General features: G+C 53.0%; 19 protein-coding genes. 12 read left to right on the top strand and 7 right to left on the bottom strand.

The window, feature by feature from the left end; all coding sequences use genetic code 11:
- Positions 1–80: 80 nt before the first annotated feature.
- The 5 genes from LF929_RS13605 to katG form a co-directional block, all read right to left on the bottom strand.
- Positions 81–734, bottom strand: a complete 654-nt coding sequence (locus tag LF929_RS13605) for a response regulator transcription factor (RefSeq protein ID WP_038926005.1) — start codon at positions 732–734, stop codon at positions 81–83.
- Positions 727–1,797, bottom strand: coding sequence for a sensor histidine kinase (locus LF929_RS13600; protein WP_038903883.1), 1,071 nt, complete (start codon positions 1,795–1,797; stop codon positions 727–729). Before LF929_RS13600 ends, LF929_RS13605 begins: the two co-directional genes overlap by 8 nt.
- A 61-nt stretch (positions 1,798–1,858) precedes the next feature.
- Positions 1,859–3,187 (bottom strand): AAA-associated domain-containing protein, encoded by a 1,329-nt coding sequence (locus tag LF929_RS13595; RefSeq protein WP_019844721.1) that lies wholly within the window; start codon positions 3,185–3,187, stop codon positions 1,859–1,861.
- A gap of 7 nt (positions 3,188–3,194) precedes the next feature.
- A complete protein-coding gene (locus LF929_RS13590; protein ID WP_038907489.1) occupies positions 3,195–4,949 on the bottom strand; it encodes an ABC transporter permease subunit in 1,755 nt (584 codons plus the stop codon).
- A 535-nt stretch (positions 4,950–5,484) separates the two neighbouring features.
- The gene (katG, locus tag LF929_RS13585; RefSeq protein WP_226093108.1) at positions 5,485–7,686 is read right to left on the bottom strand and encodes a catalase/peroxidase HPI; all 2,202 of its coding nucleotides are present in this window, start codon (positions 7,684–7,686) and stop codon (positions 5,485–5,487) included.
- Positions 7,687–8,211: 525 nt separating this feature from the next.
- Between katG and ftsI the strand changes: the two genes are divergently transcribed.
- From ftsI to LF929_RS13535, 10 genes are all read left to right on the top strand, one after another.
- The gene (gene ftsI, locus LF929_RS13580; RefSeq protein WP_210175384.1) at positions 8,212–9,912 is read left to right on the top strand and encodes a peptidoglycan glycosyltransferase FtsI; all 1,701 of its coding nucleotides are present in this window, start codon (positions 8,212–8,214) and stop codon (positions 9,910–9,912) included.
- A 248-nt stretch (positions 9,913–10,160) separates the two neighbouring features.
- Positions 10,161–10,958 carry a class I SAM-dependent methyltransferase gene (locus LF929_RS13575; RefSeq protein WP_226093109.1) on the top strand — a complete coding sequence of 266 codons (798 nt, stop codon included), beginning with the start codon at positions 10,161–10,163 and terminating at the stop codon, positions 10,956–10,958.
- Between the two features lie 174 nt (positions 10,959–11,132).
- Positions 11,133–12,707: a nickel ABC transporter substrate-binding protein gene (gene nikA / locus LF929_RS13570; protein ID WP_226093110.1), complete on the top strand. Its 1,575-nt coding sequence runs from the start codon at positions 11,133–11,135 to the stop codon at positions 12,705–12,707.
- 71 nt (positions 12,708–12,778) lie between these two features.
- Positions 12,779–13,714, top strand: coding sequence for a nickel/cobalt ABC transporter permease (gene opp1B / locus LF929_RS13565; RefSeq protein WP_226093111.1), 936 nt, complete (start codon positions 12,779–12,781; stop codon positions 13,712–13,714).
- Positions 13,711–14,568 carry a nickel/cobalt ABC transporter permease gene (gene opp1C, locus LF929_RS13560; RefSeq protein WP_226093112.1) on the top strand — a complete coding sequence of 286 codons (858 nt, stop codon included), beginning with the start codon at positions 13,711–13,713 and terminating at the stop codon, positions 14,566–14,568. The genes opp1B and opp1C overlap by 4 nt, the downstream gene beginning before the upstream one ends.
- Positions 14,565–15,377: an ABC transporter ATP-binding protein gene (locus LF929_RS13555; protein ID WP_038907497.1), complete on the top strand. Its 813-nt coding sequence runs from the start codon at positions 14,565–14,567 to the stop codon at positions 15,375–15,377. Before opp1C ends, LF929_RS13555 begins: the two co-directional genes overlap by 4 nt.
- Before the next feature lie 3 nt (positions 15,378–15,380).
- Positions 15,381–16,142 (top strand): ABC transporter ATP-binding protein, encoded by a 762-nt coding sequence (locus tag LF929_RS13550; protein ID WP_226093113.1) that lies wholly within the window; start codon positions 15,381–15,383, stop codon positions 16,140–16,142.
- Between the two features lie 118 nt (positions 16,143–16,260).
- Positions 16,261–16,716 (top strand): MarR family transcriptional regulator, encoded by a 456-nt coding sequence (locus tag LF929_RS13545; RefSeq protein ID WP_152446766.1) that lies wholly within the window; start codon positions 16,261–16,263, stop codon positions 16,714–16,716.
- A gap of 125 nt (positions 16,717–16,841) precedes the next feature.
- Positions 16,842–17,741, top strand: coding sequence for a helix-turn-helix domain-containing protein (locus tag LF929_RS13540; RefSeq protein ID WP_038903893.1), 900 nt, complete (start codon positions 16,842–16,844; stop codon positions 17,739–17,741).
- A gap of 146 nt (positions 17,742–17,887) precedes the next feature.
- On the top strand, positions 17,888–18,373 hold the full coding sequence (locus LF929_RS13535) for a DUF2501 domain-containing protein (protein ID WP_038903894.1): 486 nt from the start codon (positions 17,888–17,890) through the stop codon (positions 18,371–18,373).
- A gap of 120 nt (positions 18,374–18,493) precedes the next feature.
- Here the strand turns inward: LF929_RS13535 and LF929_RS13530 are convergent, their stop codons facing one another.
- Positions 18,494–19,084 carry a flavin reductase family protein gene (locus LF929_RS13530; RefSeq protein ID WP_226093131.1) on the bottom strand — a complete coding sequence of 197 codons (591 nt, stop codon included), beginning with the start codon at positions 19,082–19,084 and terminating at the stop codon, positions 18,494–18,496.
- 341 nt (positions 19,085–19,425) lie between these two features.
- Here LF929_RS13530 and LF929_RS13525 point away from each other — a divergent pair, with 341 nt between their 5' ends.
- Positions 19,426–19,758 (top strand): DUF1971 domain-containing protein, encoded by a 333-nt coding sequence (locus LF929_RS13525; RefSeq protein ID WP_226093114.1) that lies wholly within the window; start codon positions 19,426–19,428, stop codon positions 19,756–19,758.
- Positions 19,759–19,768: 10 nt separating this feature from the next.
- Complete coding sequence (locus LF929_RS13520; protein ID WP_226093115.1) at positions 19,769–20,107, top strand: DUF1869 domain-containing protein; 339 nt, start codon at positions 19,769–19,771, stop codon at positions 20,105–20,107.
- Positions 20,108–20,273: 166 nt separating this feature from the next.
- Here the strand turns inward: LF929_RS13520 and LF929_RS13515 are convergent, their stop codons facing one another.
- Positions 20,274–20,771 (bottom strand): hypothetical protein, encoded by a 498-nt coding sequence (locus tag LF929_RS13515; protein ID WP_038903900.1) that lies wholly within the window; start codon positions 20,769–20,771, stop codon positions 20,274–20,276.
- Between the last annotated feature and the right edge of the window lie 278 nt (positions 20,772–21,049).

Raw genomic sequence — 21,049 nt, 5'->3', positions numbered from 1 at the left:
TCGCTTAGCCGTGGCGCTTATTATCAAATCAGGACGATGTTTATCGATTATGTGACGAAGTTAAACGACAAGCGTGGTGGTTACCCCTGCACGCTCTTTTTCAGCGCATCGTACAAGCGCACCAGCTCGGCCAGCGAGTCGGCGTTCATCTTGCGCATCACCGCTGCGCGTCGTACTTTTACCGTGATTTCGCTGACACCGAGTTGAGCGGCTACCTGTTTGTTCAATTGGCCGGTCACCACGTGTTCCAGCACCTGTTGTTCACCGGCGGTCAGGCTGTCGTAACACGCTTGTAGCTTAGCCTGCATATCGGCATGGCGGCGTTGTTCGCCATCGCGCTCCAGCCCTTTCTGGATTGCATCGAGCAAGTCCTGCTCGCGAAACGGCTTGGTCAGGAACTCCAGCGCACCGGCCTTCATGGCGCGTACCGACATGGGAATGTCACCGTGGGCGGTAATAAAAATCACCGGTAGCGTGATGCCATGACGGTGCATCTCATCCTGAAAGTCCAGTCCGCTCATGCCCGGCATACGCACATCCAGAATCAGGCAGCCAGGGCGGTCAGGCCGTGATGCGCTGATGAAGTGTTGCGGTGACTCGAAGGTGCGGCTTTCCAGCCCGACCGATGCCAGCAAATCTTCCAGTGCCGCACGCACCGAGGCGTCGTCATCCACGATATAGACCAGCGGTGCAGGGTCATTCGCTAAGGTGTTATTCAGTAAGGCGTCATTCATGGTGCTTTTTTTCCGTCCCCGGCAGGGTGAAGTAGAACGTCGCGCCGCCGTCGCTATTGGCGCTGGCCCAAATCTGGCCGCCGTGGGCTTCGATAATCGAGCGGCTGATGGTCAGGCCCATCCCCATCCCGGTCGATTTGGTGGTGAAAAAGGTTTCAAACAGCCGCTCGCGTTGTTCCGGTGTAAAACCCACACCGTGATCGCAAACCGCAAAGCGGATATCACCGCTGATATCCCGCTCCACGTTGACCGACAGTGTGCGTTGTTCGGCACCGGTGGCCGCGATGGCATCCAGTGCGTTCAGCATCAGGTTCATTAACACCTGCTGAATCTGGATTTTATCCGCCAGAATGGGCGGTAACCCCTCCGCCACATTGAGACTAAACAGAATATGTTGTTGCATCAGTTCGGTGCGGATCAACAGTAGCATTTCGTCAATGGTATCGGTGATGTTCAGCCACGCTTTATGCGGTGGGGTGCGGCTGGCGAAGCCACGGATACGAGCGATAATTTCGCTGGCGCGCGTCGCGTCGTTGATGATGCGCTGCACTGCCAGCTCGGCGCGGGCCTGGTTGGGCGGGGAGGCGTTGAGCCAGCGCAGGCAGGCTTCGCCGCTGGTGACGATGGAAGCCAATGGCTGGTTAACTTCATGGGCGATTGAGGCGGTGAGTTCTCCCATCAGGTTAACACGGGAGATTTGTACCAGTTGGGCGCGCGCTTCGTGAAAAGCATTAATCGCGGCCGACATTTTTAACGCCAGATAGGTCGATAACGTGATCGCCAGCAGGCTGATGCCGCAGTTAATCAGGCTGGATTCGCTACCGTCAGGCTTGCTGAGCTTGTAACTGAGCAGGGTCAGGATAATACACAGCGTGGCGATGGCGGTGACGCCGCGTGGCGGTAAAAAACGCACCGCCAGCAGCACAATGGCAATCTGAAATACCCCCACCGCGATCTCCAGATCGGTGAGGGTATCCACCACGGCGATGCCTACGGCCATCAGCACCAGCGGGATAGCCCGCAGTGTCGTGGCCGCGTGACCGACACGTGTTTTCTCACTCATGTTGTTTCTCTCATGAACAAGGGCCTTTTTCTGTGTCGATCACACCGCGATGAGTCTGTGATTACGACGGATTTTCCAGGCTGAACTGGTCGTGGATGTCGTCGTAAGCGAACAGTTCCGCATAACGTCCCCACTGTGTGACGGCATTCAGCGTTTGTGCTGCGTCGATTTCCGACATGAAATCCTCCAGCTCGTCACGGAAGCGACGCGCCGGGGCGGTGCGCGACGAACGTTCGTCCAGTACCCGCCGGATGTGCGCGACCAGCGGCACATAATTGAGCAAATGCTGGGCGAACAGCTGTTTACGTTCGTCCACACTGGCATTGGCGTACCGGGCGGCGGCAGGCAACAGCCGAATATCGCCCCCTTGCAGTTCGGCAAAGCGCAGCAGCTGCAAAATTTCTCCTACCGGGAACAGCTCGTCAGCCGTGTACTGCAAAGCGTTAGCCAGTTCAGGCAGGTCTGCCTTGCCCGCATAAGGCGCGGCGTGTACGGCTTCAATCAGGCCAGCCAGCGAGTTGGTGGAAACTAACGGTAACACCATACCCAACCCTGAACCGGGGAAAATCCCCTGACGTGCGGTACCCGCGCTGTTATCCGTTGTCATTTTAACGTAAATGTCTTCAACCAGCGCGCGAAACGCCGGATCCTGACGGTTACGCGGTTGCGGCAGGTCGACACGGATTTCACACGCGACCCGACCGGGGTTGATGGAAAACAGCACGATACGATCGCACATTAACACCGCTTCTTCGATGTTATGCGTCACCATCAGGATGGATTTTATCGGCATTCTGCCTTCGCCCCACAGATCCAGCAGGTCGGTGCGCAGGGTTTCAGCGGTCAGCACATCCAGCGCGGAAAACGGCTCGTCCATCAACAGGATGTCTGGGTCCACCACCAGCGCCCGTGCCAGTCCGACGCGTTGACGCATGCCGCCGGAAAGTTCTTTGGGGTAGGCGTTTTCAAAGCCATCAAGACCGATCAGGTCAATGGCGGCCAGTGCTCGTTTGCGACGTTGCTCCACCGGTACGTTTTGCGCTTCCAGCCCGACTTCGACGTTCTGTTGCACCGTCAGCCAGGGAAACAGGGCGAAGCTCTGGAAAACCATGCTGACGGTTGTCGGCCTGCCGTCCGGCCCCGGTGGGAAATCCACCTGACCGGCGCTGGGCGTCAGCAGGCCCGCTATCGAACGCAGCAGGGTCGATTTGCCGGAGCCGGAGCGGCCGAGTAATCCGACGATTTCGTTGTCGTACAACGTCAGGTTTACGTCATCCAGCACCAGTCGTTCGGCGCTGCCGGATTTGCCATACAGATGTCGGACGTGTTGTACATTCACCAGACAGTTTTGCTGATGAGCCAGATTGATTGGCTGAAGAATAGTCATCATGTTCTCCTTAACCGAGGCGCAGGCGGCGTTCGGCGAATTGGTACAAGGGACGCCACAGCAGGCGGTTAAACGCGATCACGAATACCGACATCACCGCGATGCCCAGCGCGACCTGATGAAAATCGGCGGCGGTGGTCGCGTTGGCGATATAAGCGCCAAGGCCGGTAGCTTCCAGATGTTGTTTCCCCCAGGAAATGGATTCGGACACGATACTGGCGTTCCAGGAGCCGCCGGAGGCAGTGAGCGCGCCTGTCACGTAGTAGGGAAAAATGCCCGGCAGCGCGACCTGACGCCACCACTGCCAGCGTCGGATACCGTAAATACGCGCAGCTTCCAGCAGGTCGGTCGGCAAGGCCGCCGTGCCTGCGATGACGTTAAACAGGATGTACCACTGGGTACCCAGCACCATCAGCGGTGACAGCCAGATATCCGGATTAAGGTTAAAACCCGCAATCAGGATGACGGCGAACGGGAACAACACGTTGGCCGGAAACGCCGCCAGAAACTGCGCCAGTGGTTGCAGACGTTCCGCCACACTGGGTTGCAGGCCAATCCACACACCGATTGGTACCCAAATAACACTGGCCAGCGCAATCAACACCACCACACGAGCGAGTGTTGCCAGCCCCATGCCAAACACGGCAATCACATCGGCCATACCGAGCGAGGCACCAATGTATTGCACCAGCTGTACCACGCCTGCCACTACGCCGATAATGACCAGAGCCAGCCACAAGCGGTCGGTGATTTTGTTGTAGCGAGGGCTGGGCGTATGGCGTAAAAACCGCGGCACCGACGGCCAGCGCAAGGCTGCCAGTGTGTAAAACGGCCAGCTCAGCACGTTGATGATCGCCGTCGAGATGTGGGTACGGCGAACAAGGTCGTATACCCAGGAACGCGGTCTTTTCTGCGACGCGGTTTGTTCGAAACGGAATTTATCCGCCCAGGCCACCACCGGCCGGAACAGCAGTTGATCGTAAAGCACGATCACCACTGTCATGGCGACCACCGCCCAGGCGATAGCCGTCAGGTTTTCCTGAGCGATAGCCAGCGCCAGCCAGGAGCCGATCCCCGGCAGGCTGACGGTGGTGTTGCCGACGGTAATGGCTTCAGAGGCCACCACGAAGAACCAGCCGCCGGACATTGACATCATCATGTTCCAGACCAGTCCGGGGATGGCGAATGGCAGCTCCAGCCGGATAAACCGCCGCCAGGGTGAAAAGCCGAATTGCTGGCTGACTTCACTCAGGTCACCCGGCAGGGTGCGTAACGACTGGAAAAAACTAAACGCCATGTTCCACGCCTGGCTGGTGAAAATCGCGAAAATCGCGGCACATTCCACCCCCATCTGGCGGCCGGGGAACAGCCCCATAAAAAAGGTGACAGTGAAGGTTAAAAAACCCAGTACCGGCACCGATTGCAGAATATCCAGCGCTGGGATGATCACCATTTCGGCTTTACGGCTTTTGGCCGCCAGCGTGGCGATAACCAGTGTGAACAGTAACGACACTGCCAGTGCCACGAACATGCGCAACGTGGTGCGTAGCGCATATTCCGGCAGCAGGGCGATATCCAGCCTGACCGGGCTGGCATCGAGGATAGACAGTGGCAGGCTCATTTGCTCCATGCCGTATACCACCAGCGCAACAACCAGCGCCAGCAGAGTAAAAAATAGGATATCGGCCCGATAGGACGGTGCCGTGCGCTGTCTGGTGAGCAGCGCACGGTTGTCCGTCATGATGTCCTGGAGTGGATGGCGCATGATTTTCCTCCCGGTAAGTCAGGCAGTAGCCGGAACGAGGTTCCGGAGCTATTTGCCAAATCTATTAGCCAAATGATACCGGCATTGTCAGTGTGCTCTGAGCAATACGACGATGGTGCGGCGTTATTCTTTAATGCGTGGCAGGAAAATAAAATAATCGAGACAGAGCGTCCACGATTAAAAAGTATAGGTCATGTATACCAAAGTATACTCGCGAAAAAGGAGGGTGTTTTCTATGTGGAAATTTAATTTTTTATATTAAAAATCAAACGATTAATTTTGTTTATTTTATGTTCTATATTTGTGTTTAATAATCGCTGCGGATATTTTTTATCACCCGATGGATAAATAGATCCAGCAGCATATTTATTTTTTACTTACTGTGAATCTTTTATGAATATTTGGCGGGATATAAATCGAAGAAAACAGGATAACAGCATTCTGGCACCCGAAGAGAAAACTGCAACGTGAAGTATGAAGGGTATACGTTAGCGGGAGATACCCCGGCGTGAAACACGCCGGGGTAGGGTGATGATTACGCCAGATCGAAACGGTCGAGGTTCATCACTTTGGTCCAGGCGGCGATGAAGTCGTGGACAAACTTCGCCTGTGCGTCCGCACTGCCGTAAACTTCGGCCAGCGCACGTAACTGCGAGTGTGAACCGAAGACCAGGTCGACACGGGTGCCGGTCCACTTCAGGTCACCGCTGACACGGTCACGCCCTTCAAACACACCTTCTTCTGCTGCGGTGGCTTTCCAGACGGTGCCCATATCCAGCAGGTTAACGAAGAAGTCATTGGTCAGTACGCCGGGTTTGGCCGTGAACACGCCATGTGATGCCTGAGCGACATTCGCGCCCAGTACACGCAGCCCGCCGACCAGCACCGTCATCTCCGGTGCGCTCAGGGTCAGTAACTGCGCTTTATCCACCAGCAGCGCTTCAGCCGCCACGCTGTAATGGCCTTTCAGGTAGTTACGGAAACCATCGGCAATCGGTTCCAGTACGGCGAATGACTCAACGTCGGTTTGCTCTTGAGAGGCATCCATCCGGCCGGGGGTGAACGGTATGGTTACCGCATGACCAGCGGCTTTCGCTGCCTGTTCTACCCCAGCGGCACCCGCCAGCACGATCAGGTCGGCCAGTGAAATCCGCTTGTTGTCGGACTGCGCGTGGTTGAACTCGCTCTGGATGCTTTCCAGCGTACCCAGCACTTTCGCCAGTTGTTCCGGCTGATTGACTGCCCAGTCTTTCTGCGGGGCAAGACGAATGCGCGCGCCGTTGGCACCACCACGCTTGTCAGACCCACGGAAGGTGGAAGCCGACGCCCAGGCGGTGGAGACCAACTGGGAAACCGTCAGGCCGGAAGCCAGGACTTTTGCCTTCAGGTTGGCGATATCCTGTTCGCTGACCAGCGTGTGGTTAACGACCGGGATCGGATCTTGCCACACCAGCTCTTCAGCCGGGACTTCCGGGCCGAGGTAGCGAGCGCGTGGCCCCATATCACGGTGCGTCAGTTTGAACCAGGCACGGGCGAAGGCATCAGCGAACTGATCCGGGTTTTCATAAAAGCGGCGGGAGATCTTTTCATACGCCGGGTCGACGCGCAGCGACAGGTCGGTCGTCAGCATGCTCGGAACATGACGTTTGGATGGGTCATGTGCGTCCGGCACTTCACCGGCACCCGCACCGCCTTTCGGCCGCCACTGGTGGGCACCTGCCGGGCTTTTGGTCAGTTCCCACTCGTAACCGAACAGGTTCTGGAAGAAATAGTTGCTCCATTGGGTGGGGGTTTGTGTCCAGGTCACTTCCAGCCCACTGGAGATGGTATCGCCGCCTTTGCCGCTGCCAAACGAGCTCTTCCAGCCCAGGCCTTGCTCTTCGATACCAGCCGCTTCCGGTTCCGGGCCAACTTGCGCGGCATCGCCTGCGCCGTGGGTTTTCCCGAAGGTGTGACCCCCTGCGATCAGCGCGACGGTTTCTTCATCATTCATCGCCATGCGGCTGAAGGTTTCGCGGATGTCTTTCGCTGCGGCCAGCGGGTCTGGATTGCCATTGGGACCTTCCGGGTTGACGTAAATCAGCCCCATTTGTACTGCGGCCAGCGGATTTTCCAAATCTCGTTCGCCGGAGTAACGTTTGTCGCCACCCAGCCAGGTGGTTTCCGGGCCCCAGTACACATCTTCTTCCGGCTCCCACACATCAGCGCGGCCACCGGCAAAACCGAAGGTTTTGAAGCCCATCGATTCCAGTGCGACGTTGCCGGTGAGGATCATCAGGTCAGCCCATGAAATTTTCTGACCATACTTCTGTTTAATCGGCCACAGCAGGCGACGCGCTTTATCAAGGTTGACGTTATCCGGCCAACTGTTGAGCGGTGCAAAACGTTGCTGACCGGCACCGGCTCCGCCACGACCATCGCCAGTGCGGTAAGTCCCGGCACTGTGCCAGGCCATACGGACAAACAGGGGGCCGTAGTGACCGAAGTCGGCAGGCCACCACTCCTGTGAGTCAGTCATCAGGGCATGCAGGTCTTTTTTGACGGCGTCCAGATCAAGGCTGTTAAAGGCTTCGGCATAGTTGAAGTTTTTATCCAGCGGGTCAGACAGGGAAGAGTGTTGGTGCAGAATGTTCAGATTCAGTTGATTGGGCCACCAGGCGCGGTTATCGGTGCCGCTACCGCTGGCGGTAACCGGTGTACCTTGATGATGGAACGGGCATTTGCTTTCGGTTGTCATGCGTTCTCTACCTTATGCTATGTGTCCCCATTGACCCGGCCTGCACAGATTGCCGGGCAGTGAGTGGTGCACAATGAATGGCTCATGCTCTTGCAGTGGTACTGCGTTAGTTTTAACGCAATACGTTGAATTTCATGAGTTAGTTGTCATTCGCCAATGTGTGCTGAGCATTCGTTGGCTAAAATTCACTATTCATCTTAGTCGCCGCTTGCTCAGAGATGAAATCGAATTACATGAATATTGTGATAGATGGTGGCTATTTAACTGTGAAAATTAATAAGTAAAATAGTTGTTAAATGAGAGCGGGAGGTGGACGGTATTGGCTGTTTTTTCGTCACAGGGTGTTTTCATCTGTGTCTTTCATTTCAATGATTAATGAATTACGTGAGGATGTTTCCTGCTTCTGTTCCGCTTATTGATGTCATTTATAGTGCCGCCACAGGATAAATCAGTATTGTTATCGGGTGCGTTTCGCCGCGGTGTCCCGCATCGCGAGACGTAACCTCCGTTCAGTTGGCGTGGTGTATGCTCAAAAGACGTTCTGTCAGTGTAGTGGCTGCGACCTATTTTCAAGGGCGCTTTGTTTTACTGTGTGTTGGCATCTGTGTTTGTCTGGTGTTGCTGGTAGCACGTGTGGGGTATTTGCAGGTGGTGACCAGCCTGCAACTGGAAAAAGAAGCGAATCAGCGTTCGTTACGTGAACTGGTGATGCAACCGTTGCGTGGCACCATTACCGACCGTAACGGTCATCCGCTGGCGGTCAGCGTGTCGTCGAATGACGTGGTGGCTGACCCTATTCATGTGCTGGAGAGTGACCCGTCGCTTGCCAGCGCGCAGTGGAGTGCACTATCCACCGCTTTATCGCTGCCGCTTGGCACCATCAAAGATAAAATTCAGGAGAATGCGCACCGCCATTTTCTTTATATCGGACGTCAGGTTGAATCCAGTATCGCTGATTATATCCACCAGTTGCATATCAGCGGTATTTCCACCCCGGCGGACGCCAGCCGCTATTACCCAATGAGTGACGCGGTATCCAACTTGATTGGCATTGTGGGGGTGGACGGGCAAGGGCTGGACGGTATTGAGCGGAGTTTCAACAAGTTGTTGCAGGGTAAGCCGGGGTTACGGGTTTACCGTAAAGATCGCTACGGCAATGTGGTGAGCCTGATGGCTGACGATCCAGCGCAGCAGGCACCGACGTTGACCCTGAGCATCGACAGTTATCTGCAATTCGTTCTCTATTCGCATCTGCGTGACGGCGTGCAACTGAACAAAGCGGATTCCGGCGCGGCGGTGTTGATTGACATTAACACCGGCGAAATTCTCGGTATGGCCAGCTATCCGTCCTATAACCCCAACAATTACGAAGGCGAGCCGCAAAAGAACATGCGCAATGTGGCGATTTCGGACAGCTTCGAACCCGGCTCCACCGTTAAACCGCTGGTGGTGATGGCGGGGCTGCAGCGCCATTTGATCCGGCCTGATTCGGTTATCGACACCACGCCTTACCCGGTGAATGGTCATTTGATTAAAGACGTCGGGCACTGGAGCCGACTGACCATTACCGGCATCCTGCAAAAATCCAGCGACATTGGGGTGTCTCATATTGCCCTGGCGATGCCGGCAAACGTGCTGGTCGATCTCTACCATCGTTTTGGGCTGGGCGTTGCCAGTGGTTTAGGCATTGAAGGGGAAACCAGCGGCTATTTCCCGCTGCATCGTGAGCGGTGGTCTGACATTGAGCGTGCAACCTTTGCGTTCGGGTACGGGTTACGCGTCACGCCATTACAGATTGCGCGTGAGTATGCCACTATCGGCTCATTCGGCATTTACCGCCCGGTTTCCATCACTAAAGTGACGCCGCCGGTGCTCGGCACCCGGATTATCGATGAAGATGTGGCAAGAACCGTGGTGCACATGATGGAGAGCGACGCCTTGCCCGGCGGAAGTGGGGTGACGGCCGCGGTGCCGGGCTATCGTCTGGCGATTAAGACCGGTACGGCGGAGAAAATGGGGTCAGACGGCAAATACGACGGTGGTTATGTCAACTACACCGCCGGGGTGGCACCCGCCAGCAACCCACGTGTGGCACTGGTGGTGATGATCAACCACCCCGATGCAGGTAAACATTTCGGCGGCTCAGTCGCCGGCCCTGTCTTTGGGCAGATCATGGGTGAGGTGCTGCGCCATATGGATATCCCACCAGACGCGCTCACCGAATAATCCGTAACTGTGATGAACATCGCGCCGACAGGAAATTAACCTGTCTGGCGCGTTATTGCTTTCATGATCTACCTCAATGAAGTGTGATATTTTTATAAAAGTTCATACGCAGTGCGGGTATCTATTTTCTTCACGGTGTACTATCTCCTCGCGGTCTATTATTCCTTGATGGTGAATTCCCCGCACAGTTTTTTTATGGATGTTAATTTGTCGTAATCATTTAATTTGTCGAATAGGGGTGACCTGTTGTGACGCAATTAATAACACATGACATCGTCATGGATGATATCGCCAGTGATGATTTACTTAATGATGTAAAACATTATTGGAACAATAGAGCACAAGGATATAACGACGTTAACGTCGCTGAATTGGCATGCGCTAAACGTCACTTATGGCAGTCGATAATTTTACGTCATGCGCCGAAAAAAACGGTATTAAATATACTGGATGTGGGCACCGGGCCGGGTTTTTTTGCCGTCACACTGGCGATGGCGGGGCATAACGTTAGCGCTGTGGATGTGACGCCTGCCATGCTGGCGCAGGCCCGGAACAATGCCGCGCACTATGGCGTTGATATCCGGTTCACTGCCACGGATGTCCATACCTTGCCGTTTCCCGATAATCACTTCGACCTGCTGGTTACCCGCAACGTGACCTGGAATTTGGAACATCCGCGACAGGCCTATCAAGAGTGGAATCGGGTATTAGCACCCGGTGGACGGTTAATTAACTTTGATGCTAACTGGTACGCCCATCTTTTCAATGATGAGGCGCGTGAAGGCTATTTGCGTGACCGGCACAATGCCCGTCGATTAAAAATTGATGATCATTATGCGAATACCGATACCGTCGCGATGGAAAATATCGCCAGAGCACTGCCGTTAAGCCGGGAAATACGTCCGCAATGGGATCGTCGTGCCCTGTCAGCCTGTGGTTTTCAGCAGGTAATTATCGATGAAAATATTGCTGAACAGCTGTGGGACGACGACGAGAAAATTAATTACGCCTCTACACCGATGTTTATGGTTGTTGCGGAAAAATAAACTGCGATCGATTATTTCTGTACCCAAATAATTCGAGTTGCAGGACAACACGCTCGCGTGTTGAACAACGCGATGCGTTGGCCCTTTAGGGCAAGGCTAGTTAGAGCCTTGTAACGCAGCCAACACACCTGCAACTTGAAGTATGACGGGTATATTAGCTCTGGGTGACAGGTCATGGTTAGGATACACCCCATCACACTGGCGGCGTTGATACTGTGTTTGCTGTTCGGCGCATTTTCTGTTGCTGCCGATATGCGCGACAATCAGTTGGTTTATGCCAGTACCAAAGATATTCGCGATATCAATCCTCATCTTTATGCGGGCGAAATGGCCGCTCAGAATATGGTGTTTGAATCGCTGGTCATCAATACGCCTGAGGGGGTTAAACCCTGGCTGGCGGAAAGCTGGACGATATCACCCGACGGCAAACAGTATATTTTCACGTTACGTCACGGCGTGCGGTTTAGCGATGGTGAGCCGTTCACGGCGGATGCGGTTAAACGCAATATCGACGCGGTGTTAGACAACTATCAACGCCATGCCTGGCTTGAGTTGGTACAGCAGATTGATAAGGTCACGGTGCTGGATAGCTACCGTGTCGAGATAACACTCAAACACCCTTATTACCCGACGTTAATCGAACTGGGTTTGACCCGGCCTTTCCGTTTTGTGTCACCGAAAGCGTTTATCAACGGTAAAACCAAAGAGGGCATCAGCGGGTATGTCGGCACCGGCCCTTGGGTGCTGGCGGAGCATAAACCTAATCAGTATGCGCGCTTTGTCGTCAATCCCGATTACTGGGGTCGCCGACCGCATCTCGACAGCGTGCTGTGGCGGGTGATGCCTGACCAACAGTCGATGCTGATGGCATTGCAAAAAGAGAGCGTCCAGCTCATTTTCGGGGCGGACGGCGACATGCTGGATATGGATAGCTTTGCCGCACTTGAGGCGTCGGGGAAGTATCGGACGTTGATAAGCCCGCCGGTTGCCTCCCGTGCACTGGTGCTCAATAGCGGTCGCCCTATCACCGGCGATAAAGCGGTACGCCAGGCGCTGCAATACGCAATTGATAAAACGGCTATCGCCAGTGGTGTCATGGGTAACACCGAAAGTGTCGCCGATACCTTACTGTCGCGCCGTGTGCCGTATTGTGACATCGATTTGCCGGTTTACCGGTTTAATCCGCAGCAGGCGAGTGCCTTGCTGGACGCCGCTGGCTGGCATTTGACGGCAGGAAAAACGGTGCGGGAAAAAGACGGCAAGGCGTTGGTACTGATGCTGTCGTATAACCGCAACAACGCGGCGGAGCGGGAGATTGCCGAGCTGATTCAGGGTGATTTTAAGAACGTCGGCGTGCAACTGACTATTCTGGGCGAAGAAAAGCAGGCGTTTTTAGACCGCCAGAAATCCGGTGATTTTGACCTGCAATACTCGCTGTCGTGGGGAACGCCTTATGACCCGGCATCGTATATCTCCTCGTTCCGCATCCCCGCACATGCGGATTATCAGGCGCAGAAGGGGTTACGTCGCAAGGTCGAAATCGACACCTTGATTGGCGATATTTTACTGACGCCGGATGAAAAGCAGCGCCAGGCACGCTACACGCAGTTATTCACCCTGCTGACGGAGGAAGCGGTGTACATCCCGTTGACGTATTCAAGGACAAAAGCGATTTATGCACCGACGCTGAAAGGGGTGTCATTTAATGCCTCACAGTATGAGATCCCTTTCGAGAACATGTCGTTCTGAATACCGGGCGATCATGCTGATGGCGCTGTAACCGGGATGGAATCGGCGAGTGGAAGAGGAAAACGACGCGGATGCGTGCTTATTTCATCAAACGATTACTCATGATGGTGCCGCTGGCTGCGGTCATCTCGTTTCTGGCTTTCTCGTTGCTGAATTTGGTGCCCTCCGACCCGGCAGAGGTTGCCCTGCGTGTTAATGAGATAGTCCCGACTGATGAAGCGATACGGCTGGTGCGCCATGAGCTGGGGCTGGATAGGCCATTCCTCCAGCGTTATGTGTGGTGGCTCTGGCGGGTGCTGCACCTGGATTTCGGCACGTCATTTATCACCAGAAAGCCGGTCTGGTATGAGTTTATGCAAGCGCTGCCCGCGACCTTGCATCTGGCGTCGGTCACGCTGGTGCTGATCGTGACGTTGTCGCTGACCTTAGGCATCACCTGTGCGATAACCGAACATTCCGGGTGGGATAAGGTCGTGCGTAGTCTGGTGTTTTTAACCGTTTCTATCCCTAATTACTGGCTTGGCCTGTTGCTGATGTGGGGGCTGGCGGTCAGGCTGAACCTGTTCCCGGTTGGCGGTATGCAGGAAACGCATTCCGTGATCCTCCCCGCGTGTACCTTGATGTTGGGGTATATCGGTACTTATATCCGCCTTATCCGGGGCAGTATGCTCGGCAATCTGCGGCAAAATTACGTGTTGTACGCCAGAGCAAGGGGGCTGCCTGAACCGCTGATTATCACTAAGCATGTGCTGGTGAATTCCCTGCATGCGTCGCTGGTGGCGATAGGCATGAGTATTCCCAAACTGATTGCCGGTACGGTGGTGATAGAAAATATTTTTGCCTGGCCCGGTGTCGGTCGGCTGTGTCTATCCGCCATTTTTAACCGTGATTATCCGATCATTCAGGCTTACATGTTGCTGATGGCGCTGCTGTTTCTGGTGGGGAATTTTTTGACCGATGTGATGCAGGTCAGGCTTGACCCACGCATGAAGGAGGCCCGGGAATGAGACGGCCCGGTATCGCTGCGAGAATCAGGCAGGACAAGCTGGCGTTGTGCTGTAGCCTGTTGTTGCTGATGGTCTGTCTGACCGGTGTGTTTGCCCCAATCATTGCGCCGCATGACCCGACGTTGATATCGATAAAAGACAAATATCAGGGCGTCAGCCTGCTGTATCCGCTCGGTACGGATAACCTGGGGCGGTGTGTTTTTTCACGCCTGGTGTTTGGCGTGAGAACCACGGTGTTTTATAGCATCGCCGCTATGGTGTTGACCGTACTGACCGGCGGAATCATCGGGGTGATCGCCGGTTATTTCAAAGGCCGCCTCGATAGCGGTGTGATGCGCCTGTGCGATGCCATGCTCGCGTTTCCCAGCGAAGTGATGATTTTTGCCATCGTCGGCATTCTTGGGCCGGGCATGCCAAATATTCTGTTGGCGGTGGTACTGGCGAAATGGGCCTGGTATGCACGGATGATCCGCGGCATGACGCTCAGGCACAGCAGCAAAAATTATATCAACTACGTGCGTGTTATTGCCGCTCCCTCAACGTACATCATGCGACGGCATTTGTTGCCCGCCGCTGCCGCTGATAGCGTTATCCTGGCGTCAGCAGATATCGGCAGTGTGATCCTGATGATTTCCGCGCTCTCTTTCCTGGGGTTAGGGGCTCAGCCACCGTTACCGGAATGGGGAAATATGCTGAGCGAAGCGAAAAATGTCATGTTGACCCATCCCACACAGATGTTGCCTGCCGGTATCGCCATTGCCGTGGTGGTAGCAGCCTGCCATGTGGTCGGCGACTTCTTGCATGACGCACTGGAGCCTGCCGGTTACGTCCACCGGGAGACGTCACCATCATGACGCAACCGGTATTGCTCGATGTCAATCGGCTGTCGGTGGCTGACAAGCGCACCGGCAACCTGCTGGTGCAGGATGTGACGCTGGCGCTCCATCGTGGTTGCTGTACGGCGATAGTAGGCGAGAGTGGCAGCGGGAAAACCCTGCTGTGCAAGAGCCTGCTTGGCTTGTTGCCGCCCTGGTTGTACGCCAGCGGTGAAACGATGTTCAACGGGTGCGACATGCAACGCCTCTCACCCAAAGCATGGCTTTCGCTGCGAGGGCGGCAGATTGCGCTCATCATGCAAGACGCCCCCAGCGCGTTTGACCCGCTGTATACCGTGGGCAACCATCTGGACGAAACGCTCAGGCAACATACGTCATTACCGCGTGCGCAGCGTCGTGCCCGCGCCGAGCGCATGCTGGACAGTGTGGGGTTACGGGAGGTGGACAGCGTGCTGGCCGCTTACCCCCATCAGCTTTCCGGTGGCATGTTGCAACGGGTGATGATTGCCATCGCATTGGTGCTGCAACCGGCGTTAATCATTGCCGATGAGCCGACAGCGTCACTCGACAGTATTACGCAATTCGATATCGTTCAGCAGTTTATCCGGCTGCAAACACGCACACAGAGCGCGATGCTGTTTGTTTCCCATGACCTGGCGTTAGTCAGGGCACTGGCACAGTTTGTGGTGGTGATGAAAGACGGTCGGGTGATTGAACAGGGCGAGACCGAACGGGTCTTTACCTGCCCCGAGCAGGACTATACACGGACGTTGCTTGATACCCGCAGGCGATTGAGTCAGGCGTTTCACCGGATTATGGGGACATAACGTATGTTGCTGGAGGTCCGGCAGGTTGAAAAAAGTTATTGGCAAACGCATGGTCACTTTTTCCGTAAACGAGAGCGTAAAGTGATAAAACCGCTGTCGTTCTCGCTTGAGCCGGGCGAATGTCTCGGTATTGTCGGTGAAAGCGGTGGCGGGAAAAGTACGCTGGCGCGCCTGATTTGCGGGCTGGAGCAGCCTGATCGGGGACGTGTGTTGCTGGCGGGCGAGCCGGTTTCTTGTGCCCAAAACAGGAAGCACCGTATCAGCGCGGTGTTTCAGGATTACACCTCGTCGATTAACCCGCTGATGACGGTGTATCAGGCGTTATCCGAGCCGTTGCGGCTACAGGAAACCCTCCATCGAGCCGAACAGGATCAACGAATCACCGAATTGCTGGCATTAGCCGGGTTAGCGCCCACATTACGCGAGCGCTATATCCATGAGCTGTCGGGCGGTCAGATCCAGCGCGTGTGCATTTGCCGCGCGGTGGCAACCCAGCCTCAGTTATTGGTGCTGGATGAGGCCATCAGCGCGCTGGATGTCTCTTCTCAGGTACAGATTCTGGATTTGCTCATCGCGTTGCAAAAACGCATTAATCTCGCGTGTCTATTCATTACGCATGATATTCAGGCGGCGGCGTATCTGTGCCATCGCGTGATGTTTTTCCGTGAGGGGGAAATGGTTGAAAGCTGCGCGGTTAATGCATTGCCCAACGTCTCCCACCCTTATGCGCAACGCTTGTTGCAGTCGGTCATGACCTTTCGCTAACGCCTCATTTCCTCCTTAATTGTTGCGAAAATGTAACTGGGCACGAATCGCTGTTGACATTTCACTGACCAGGCATTAATTTCTTACTCAATTAATGCCTGGTCAATTTTACGAAGTCATGAACAGTAACCACGACGATGCGCTTTGCCCGATAGGTTTGCTTATCCACCTGTCGAATCAGTTTAAAGATCACCTGCTCAATGAGTATTTTGCTGACGGTGATATCACCGCTCCACAGTTCAAGGTCTTGATCAGTATCTATAAAGGGCTGACCAGCCCGATAGAGGTGAGCAAAAACGTGATGATGGACGGCGGCGCGCTGAGCCGCATGATTGAGCGTATGGCGAAGCGGGAGTTGCTCATTCGTCAGTCTCACCCCAGTGATAAACGGCAGGTGATTCTGGCGTTGACGGAAAAAGGGCGGGAAATCTGCCAGCAGTTTGAACAGGAAGGGATGCAGGTTTTGCCGGCGAAGATCACTGCTCGCCTGACGCCTGAGGAAACGGAACAACTGAAACGGCTGCTAACCAAGATGCTGCCGGATGATGTGGTGGCGCGCTACTTGCCTTACTGACGTTATCTCTTCGGTATGTTGTGTCCGCCCACGCCGCGCTCCTGCGGCGGGGTGTTGACGCTGATGCCGACGTGTTATCGGTAGGGTTGAGTGTATTTCTGGTAGTCAGTAAGGGGGATTTTGCAATGATGTTATCAACGATGCCATCGATGGTGAGATTTACTACTGAGCTGGTTGGCTGGATAGAAAACCATCTTGAAAGCCCACTGATGATCAATGACGTCACCGCGAAATCGGGTTATAGCAAATGGCATTTGCAGCGGTTGTTTAAGAAGGAAACCGGCGTTTCTCTGGGAACCTATATTCGCAACCGGCGTTTGAGCAAGGCGGCGGTGGAGTTAAAGCTCACCAGCCAAACCGTTCAGGATGTGGCGTTACGTTATTGCTTTGACTCGCAGCAGTCGTTTACCCGCACCTTCAAAAAACGTTTTGGTATGTCGCCAGGCCATTACCGCAGAACCTCATTCTGGGATTTCTCCAATCTGCAACCGTCATTAGGCGCGGGTGTTGACTGGCTGCCGATCCCCGAACTGGTTAATTTACCGGCCAGACCGACGGCCACCTTTTCGTTTGAACATTCGCAAAATGTTGATGACTTCCTCGCGGGGAATGACATTTCGCACCGGGTCCACTGGTGGGAGCAGGCAAGCCAGCAATATGATGGCGACGAGGTGGTCATTTATTCCTTTTCGACCGTGATCCCGGATGAAAACCGGGTTAATCGCCATGTGCGCGTGGCGTATCACATGAGTGCAGTCGACCCGCATGAACGCCTGCTTGCTGATGATGTGGACAGTCAGGCGTCAACATCAAGTGACCGTTATTTACGCTTCGCCTTTTCCGGTGACGAGCAGGAATACAAATCGTTTTTGAAAGCGATTTACCACCACATCTTACCCGGCCAGGACTATACCCATGTCAATGGTGGCGTACTGGAGATCATTCGGTGCAGGAAAGATGAAAACGGCAAAATAGATACCGGGTATTTTGAAGTGGAATACTACGCGCCGTTTGACAGGAAATAAGTCTGGCTCATCGGTCTGATGGCGTATTGGCTCAGTTACTGCACCATGATGATGACGCGTTCTGTTTCAGTTTTATCGGATGGTGGCTTGCCACAGTGCAGGTATACTCATCGCAGTTTTCGATAACAAAGAAGAGCAAGCGTGTTATGACAGTAATCAAACGTGCAGTGAACATGGCGGGTATTGCCGCCCTGATGGCAGTTTCTGGTTATGTTCAGGCGGCCAGCTGGCAAGATTCCCTTTCCAGCGCGGCCAGCCAGTTAAGCCAGCATAATGCTTCGGATAGCAATACCAGCGGGCTTGGTAGCCTGCTCAGTAGTGATGCGCGCTCGCTGAGTGCTGGCAGCATGCATAATGCGGCGGGCATCCTGCAATACTGCATAAAACAGAAACTGGTTGCGGCCACGAACACCGAAAATATCAAAAATCAGTTGATGAGTAAGCTGGGGCTGGCTTCTCAACCGGAACAGAAGAAACCTGCGGATTACCTGCAAGGAGTATCGGGGTTGTTAAAGACCGGTGAGGGGAAACAGGTCGATCTGAATGCGATTGGCAACAGCCCGCTCGCGGAAAAGGTCAAAACCAAGGCGTGCGATATCGTGTTAAAACAAGGCGTGAAATTCATTTCCTGATGAATATGCCCGCCGCTGTGTGAGAGGCATTGCTCTCCTAAAACGCCGTTGCAGGACAAACGCGGTACGGGCATTGTCCTGCAACTCGGATTATTTAGGGGATAACGGGATCTTGTCGAATTAATGCCCGTATTTAAAATTAAAGCCTAATGCGTCGCCGGTGGTATCGTATTCACGGAAGTTGTAGATCAGTGGCTTCCATTTTGATGAATCGACAACATCATGTTGACCTAAGAGGTGGTTTTCCACCCACACGGTCAGAATATCAAGCTCTGCGAGTATAAAACGTCCTTTATCCGTTGTGCTTACGGTTTTACATTCCGCTTGAATCGGACATTCAACCACGCGTGGTGGTGCGACGCGGGTGGATTTTTCCGTATGAAGTCCGGTCTGGGCAAATTTATCATGACAGACCTGAACGCCCCATTTTATCTGTCTTTCAGACAGTGTTTCTCCCCCTGTCAGTTTGCCGAGCGCTTCCACTTTTTCCCACAGATTATAGTCAGGAATATTGATGACCACATCAGAGCCTGACAGCAAGTTACTGTGAGTTTTACTCCCTTTACTAATGCCTATAATAATCTTGTCCCCCAGAGAAATGGCTGACGAGGCTGGGGAAATATTGGTATTCCCATTTTTGCTATCTATTGTGGTGACGAGAAATACCGGGAATCCATAATAAAATGAATTTAATTTTACGTTCTTCTTCATTGTGGCGATGCCTATTGCTAACGGAACTCTACTGCCCATTTCTACTCTCCCTGTATTCATTTAACAATAACTATAATTGAGTATTTATGGGGTAATCTATTGGGCGTCGGGCCTATTGATATCAGGCTATTAAATGAGGTTTATTAATTTTAAGTGATTGTTTTCTCTCGTCTAATGTCATGCCTTTTTTATTTCATCTATTTTATTTTTAATGATTTTATTTAATTTATTCAATTGGGTGTAAAAAGTAATCCACAAACTAAAAAAGAGGTATATGATATGCAACATATGGTTTTATCTTCCCGTCATTTCAATCTTATCGGGGAAAGAGAGGCTGAACTATGCAACGAATCGTTATACCCGCTCATTATATTCACACACGAACCACATCATTTTGGACAAAAGAAACGGCCCCCGCGTCTATTTGGCAACGTCATCTGGATGCCGGAACCCGACAGGGGGTTTACCCACGTTTATGCGTCATGCAGGGGACCATCCGCTATTACGGTTATGCGGACGAAACCAGTCTGGACCCGGTTGATACGCTGACGATTGAGGCCGGGCAGTTTGGTGTTTTCCCGCCAGAGACGTGGCACCGTATAGAAGCGTTATCCGATGACACGTTATTTAACGTCGATTTTTATGTTGATCCTAAAATTTTAATCGAAGGGTAAGGGAGTTATCGTGGATATCGAGAATAAAGGTTATTCCTTAGCGTTATCAGGCCGTGAACACCATCAAAGAGAAGAACGGGTGTTTCTTAAACCGATGGCGTTGTATGTGCCGGATGTCGCCGCTCAGGCGGTGACGGATTTGATCAGCGCGCTGTCGGGAAAAATGGGTGATGACAGCGACGTCGTGCTGAGTGTGACCAACAACAATAATGGGGTGTCCGTTGATAAAGACTTCGCCACCCTGACAGTGTTAAAGGACCCGGCAATCGCGGCAGATGCCGTCAAAGAACTGATTAACATTGTAAGAGGCTACGAATCCGACGAGGAGACGAACGTGTGCGGCTGGTGAGGCTCTTGCAACACGTTTAAGACGCCTGTGAGCGAATACCCCCATTACCAGAGACTATCTCCACGACAGGCTATCTCCGATGCGGATGCTCGCGCGGCGGTTGTCTGAACATTCCAGGGACTCGGTGTTATCGGAGTCCCTGAACCGGCTGAATTGACCCACTCTGCTATTCCTTCACGGCTAATTTTTTATAACGCCAGAATATAATGCATGCACGAAGGGTAAAGAAACCGACAGCGCCGCCGGAAGACACTGCTAATAATAAAATCAGCGGCATGCTAAGAACATGGTCGGCCGCCATTGCCTGACGATAACCGATATAATAGCGAAGAGGGAAGTAAACCAAAAAAATGATAATAACAGACCAGGTTCCCGGTACGGTAATGGTACCGGCTTTACGTCCAGGATGATAAGTCTGAGGTGAGAATATCCGATTTGCCGCCATACCCCCGATAATACAACCAGCAAGCCACATCAAACCTGCAATAATAATATTGCCTTGTTGTAATAACGAAATAATCGAGACAATCATAAATCCGCCGGGGATAATGATCAGGAGTTTAATGCTGACATCTTTTTTAAAGCAGAAACTTATACAATAAAGCAGGGAGGAGACTAAAAGTATAATTACCCACACTGGCATATCCGTTACAATTCCTAACATAATAACTCCATTTAAAATGTTTTGGTTGTAAAAAGTAATAAATGGCTGTCAATAACGATGGCGAACGCGTTTATGGTATCCGATGTTCTCTGAATAAATGAAATTATATTTTATTACCTATCTATAGAATGAGTGTGGTTAATATATTAGCCTGGTAATCATTTTCATTTTAAGCAATTATTGCATTACCATTTTCATTGCATTTTATTGCACTTTTATTGCATTGAGACGATGGCATGATTTGAATGGTATTCATTTTGTTTGAAATTATTTTCCAT

The sequence above is a fragment of the Dickeya oryzae genome (assembly GCF_020406815.2).
GTDB lineage: Bacteria > Pseudomonadota > Gammaproteobacteria > Enterobacterales > Enterobacteriaceae > Dickeya > Dickeya oryzae.
The sequence above is the reverse complement of the archived record's forward strand: the minus strand, read 5'-3'. Positions and strand labels throughout refer to the sequence as shown.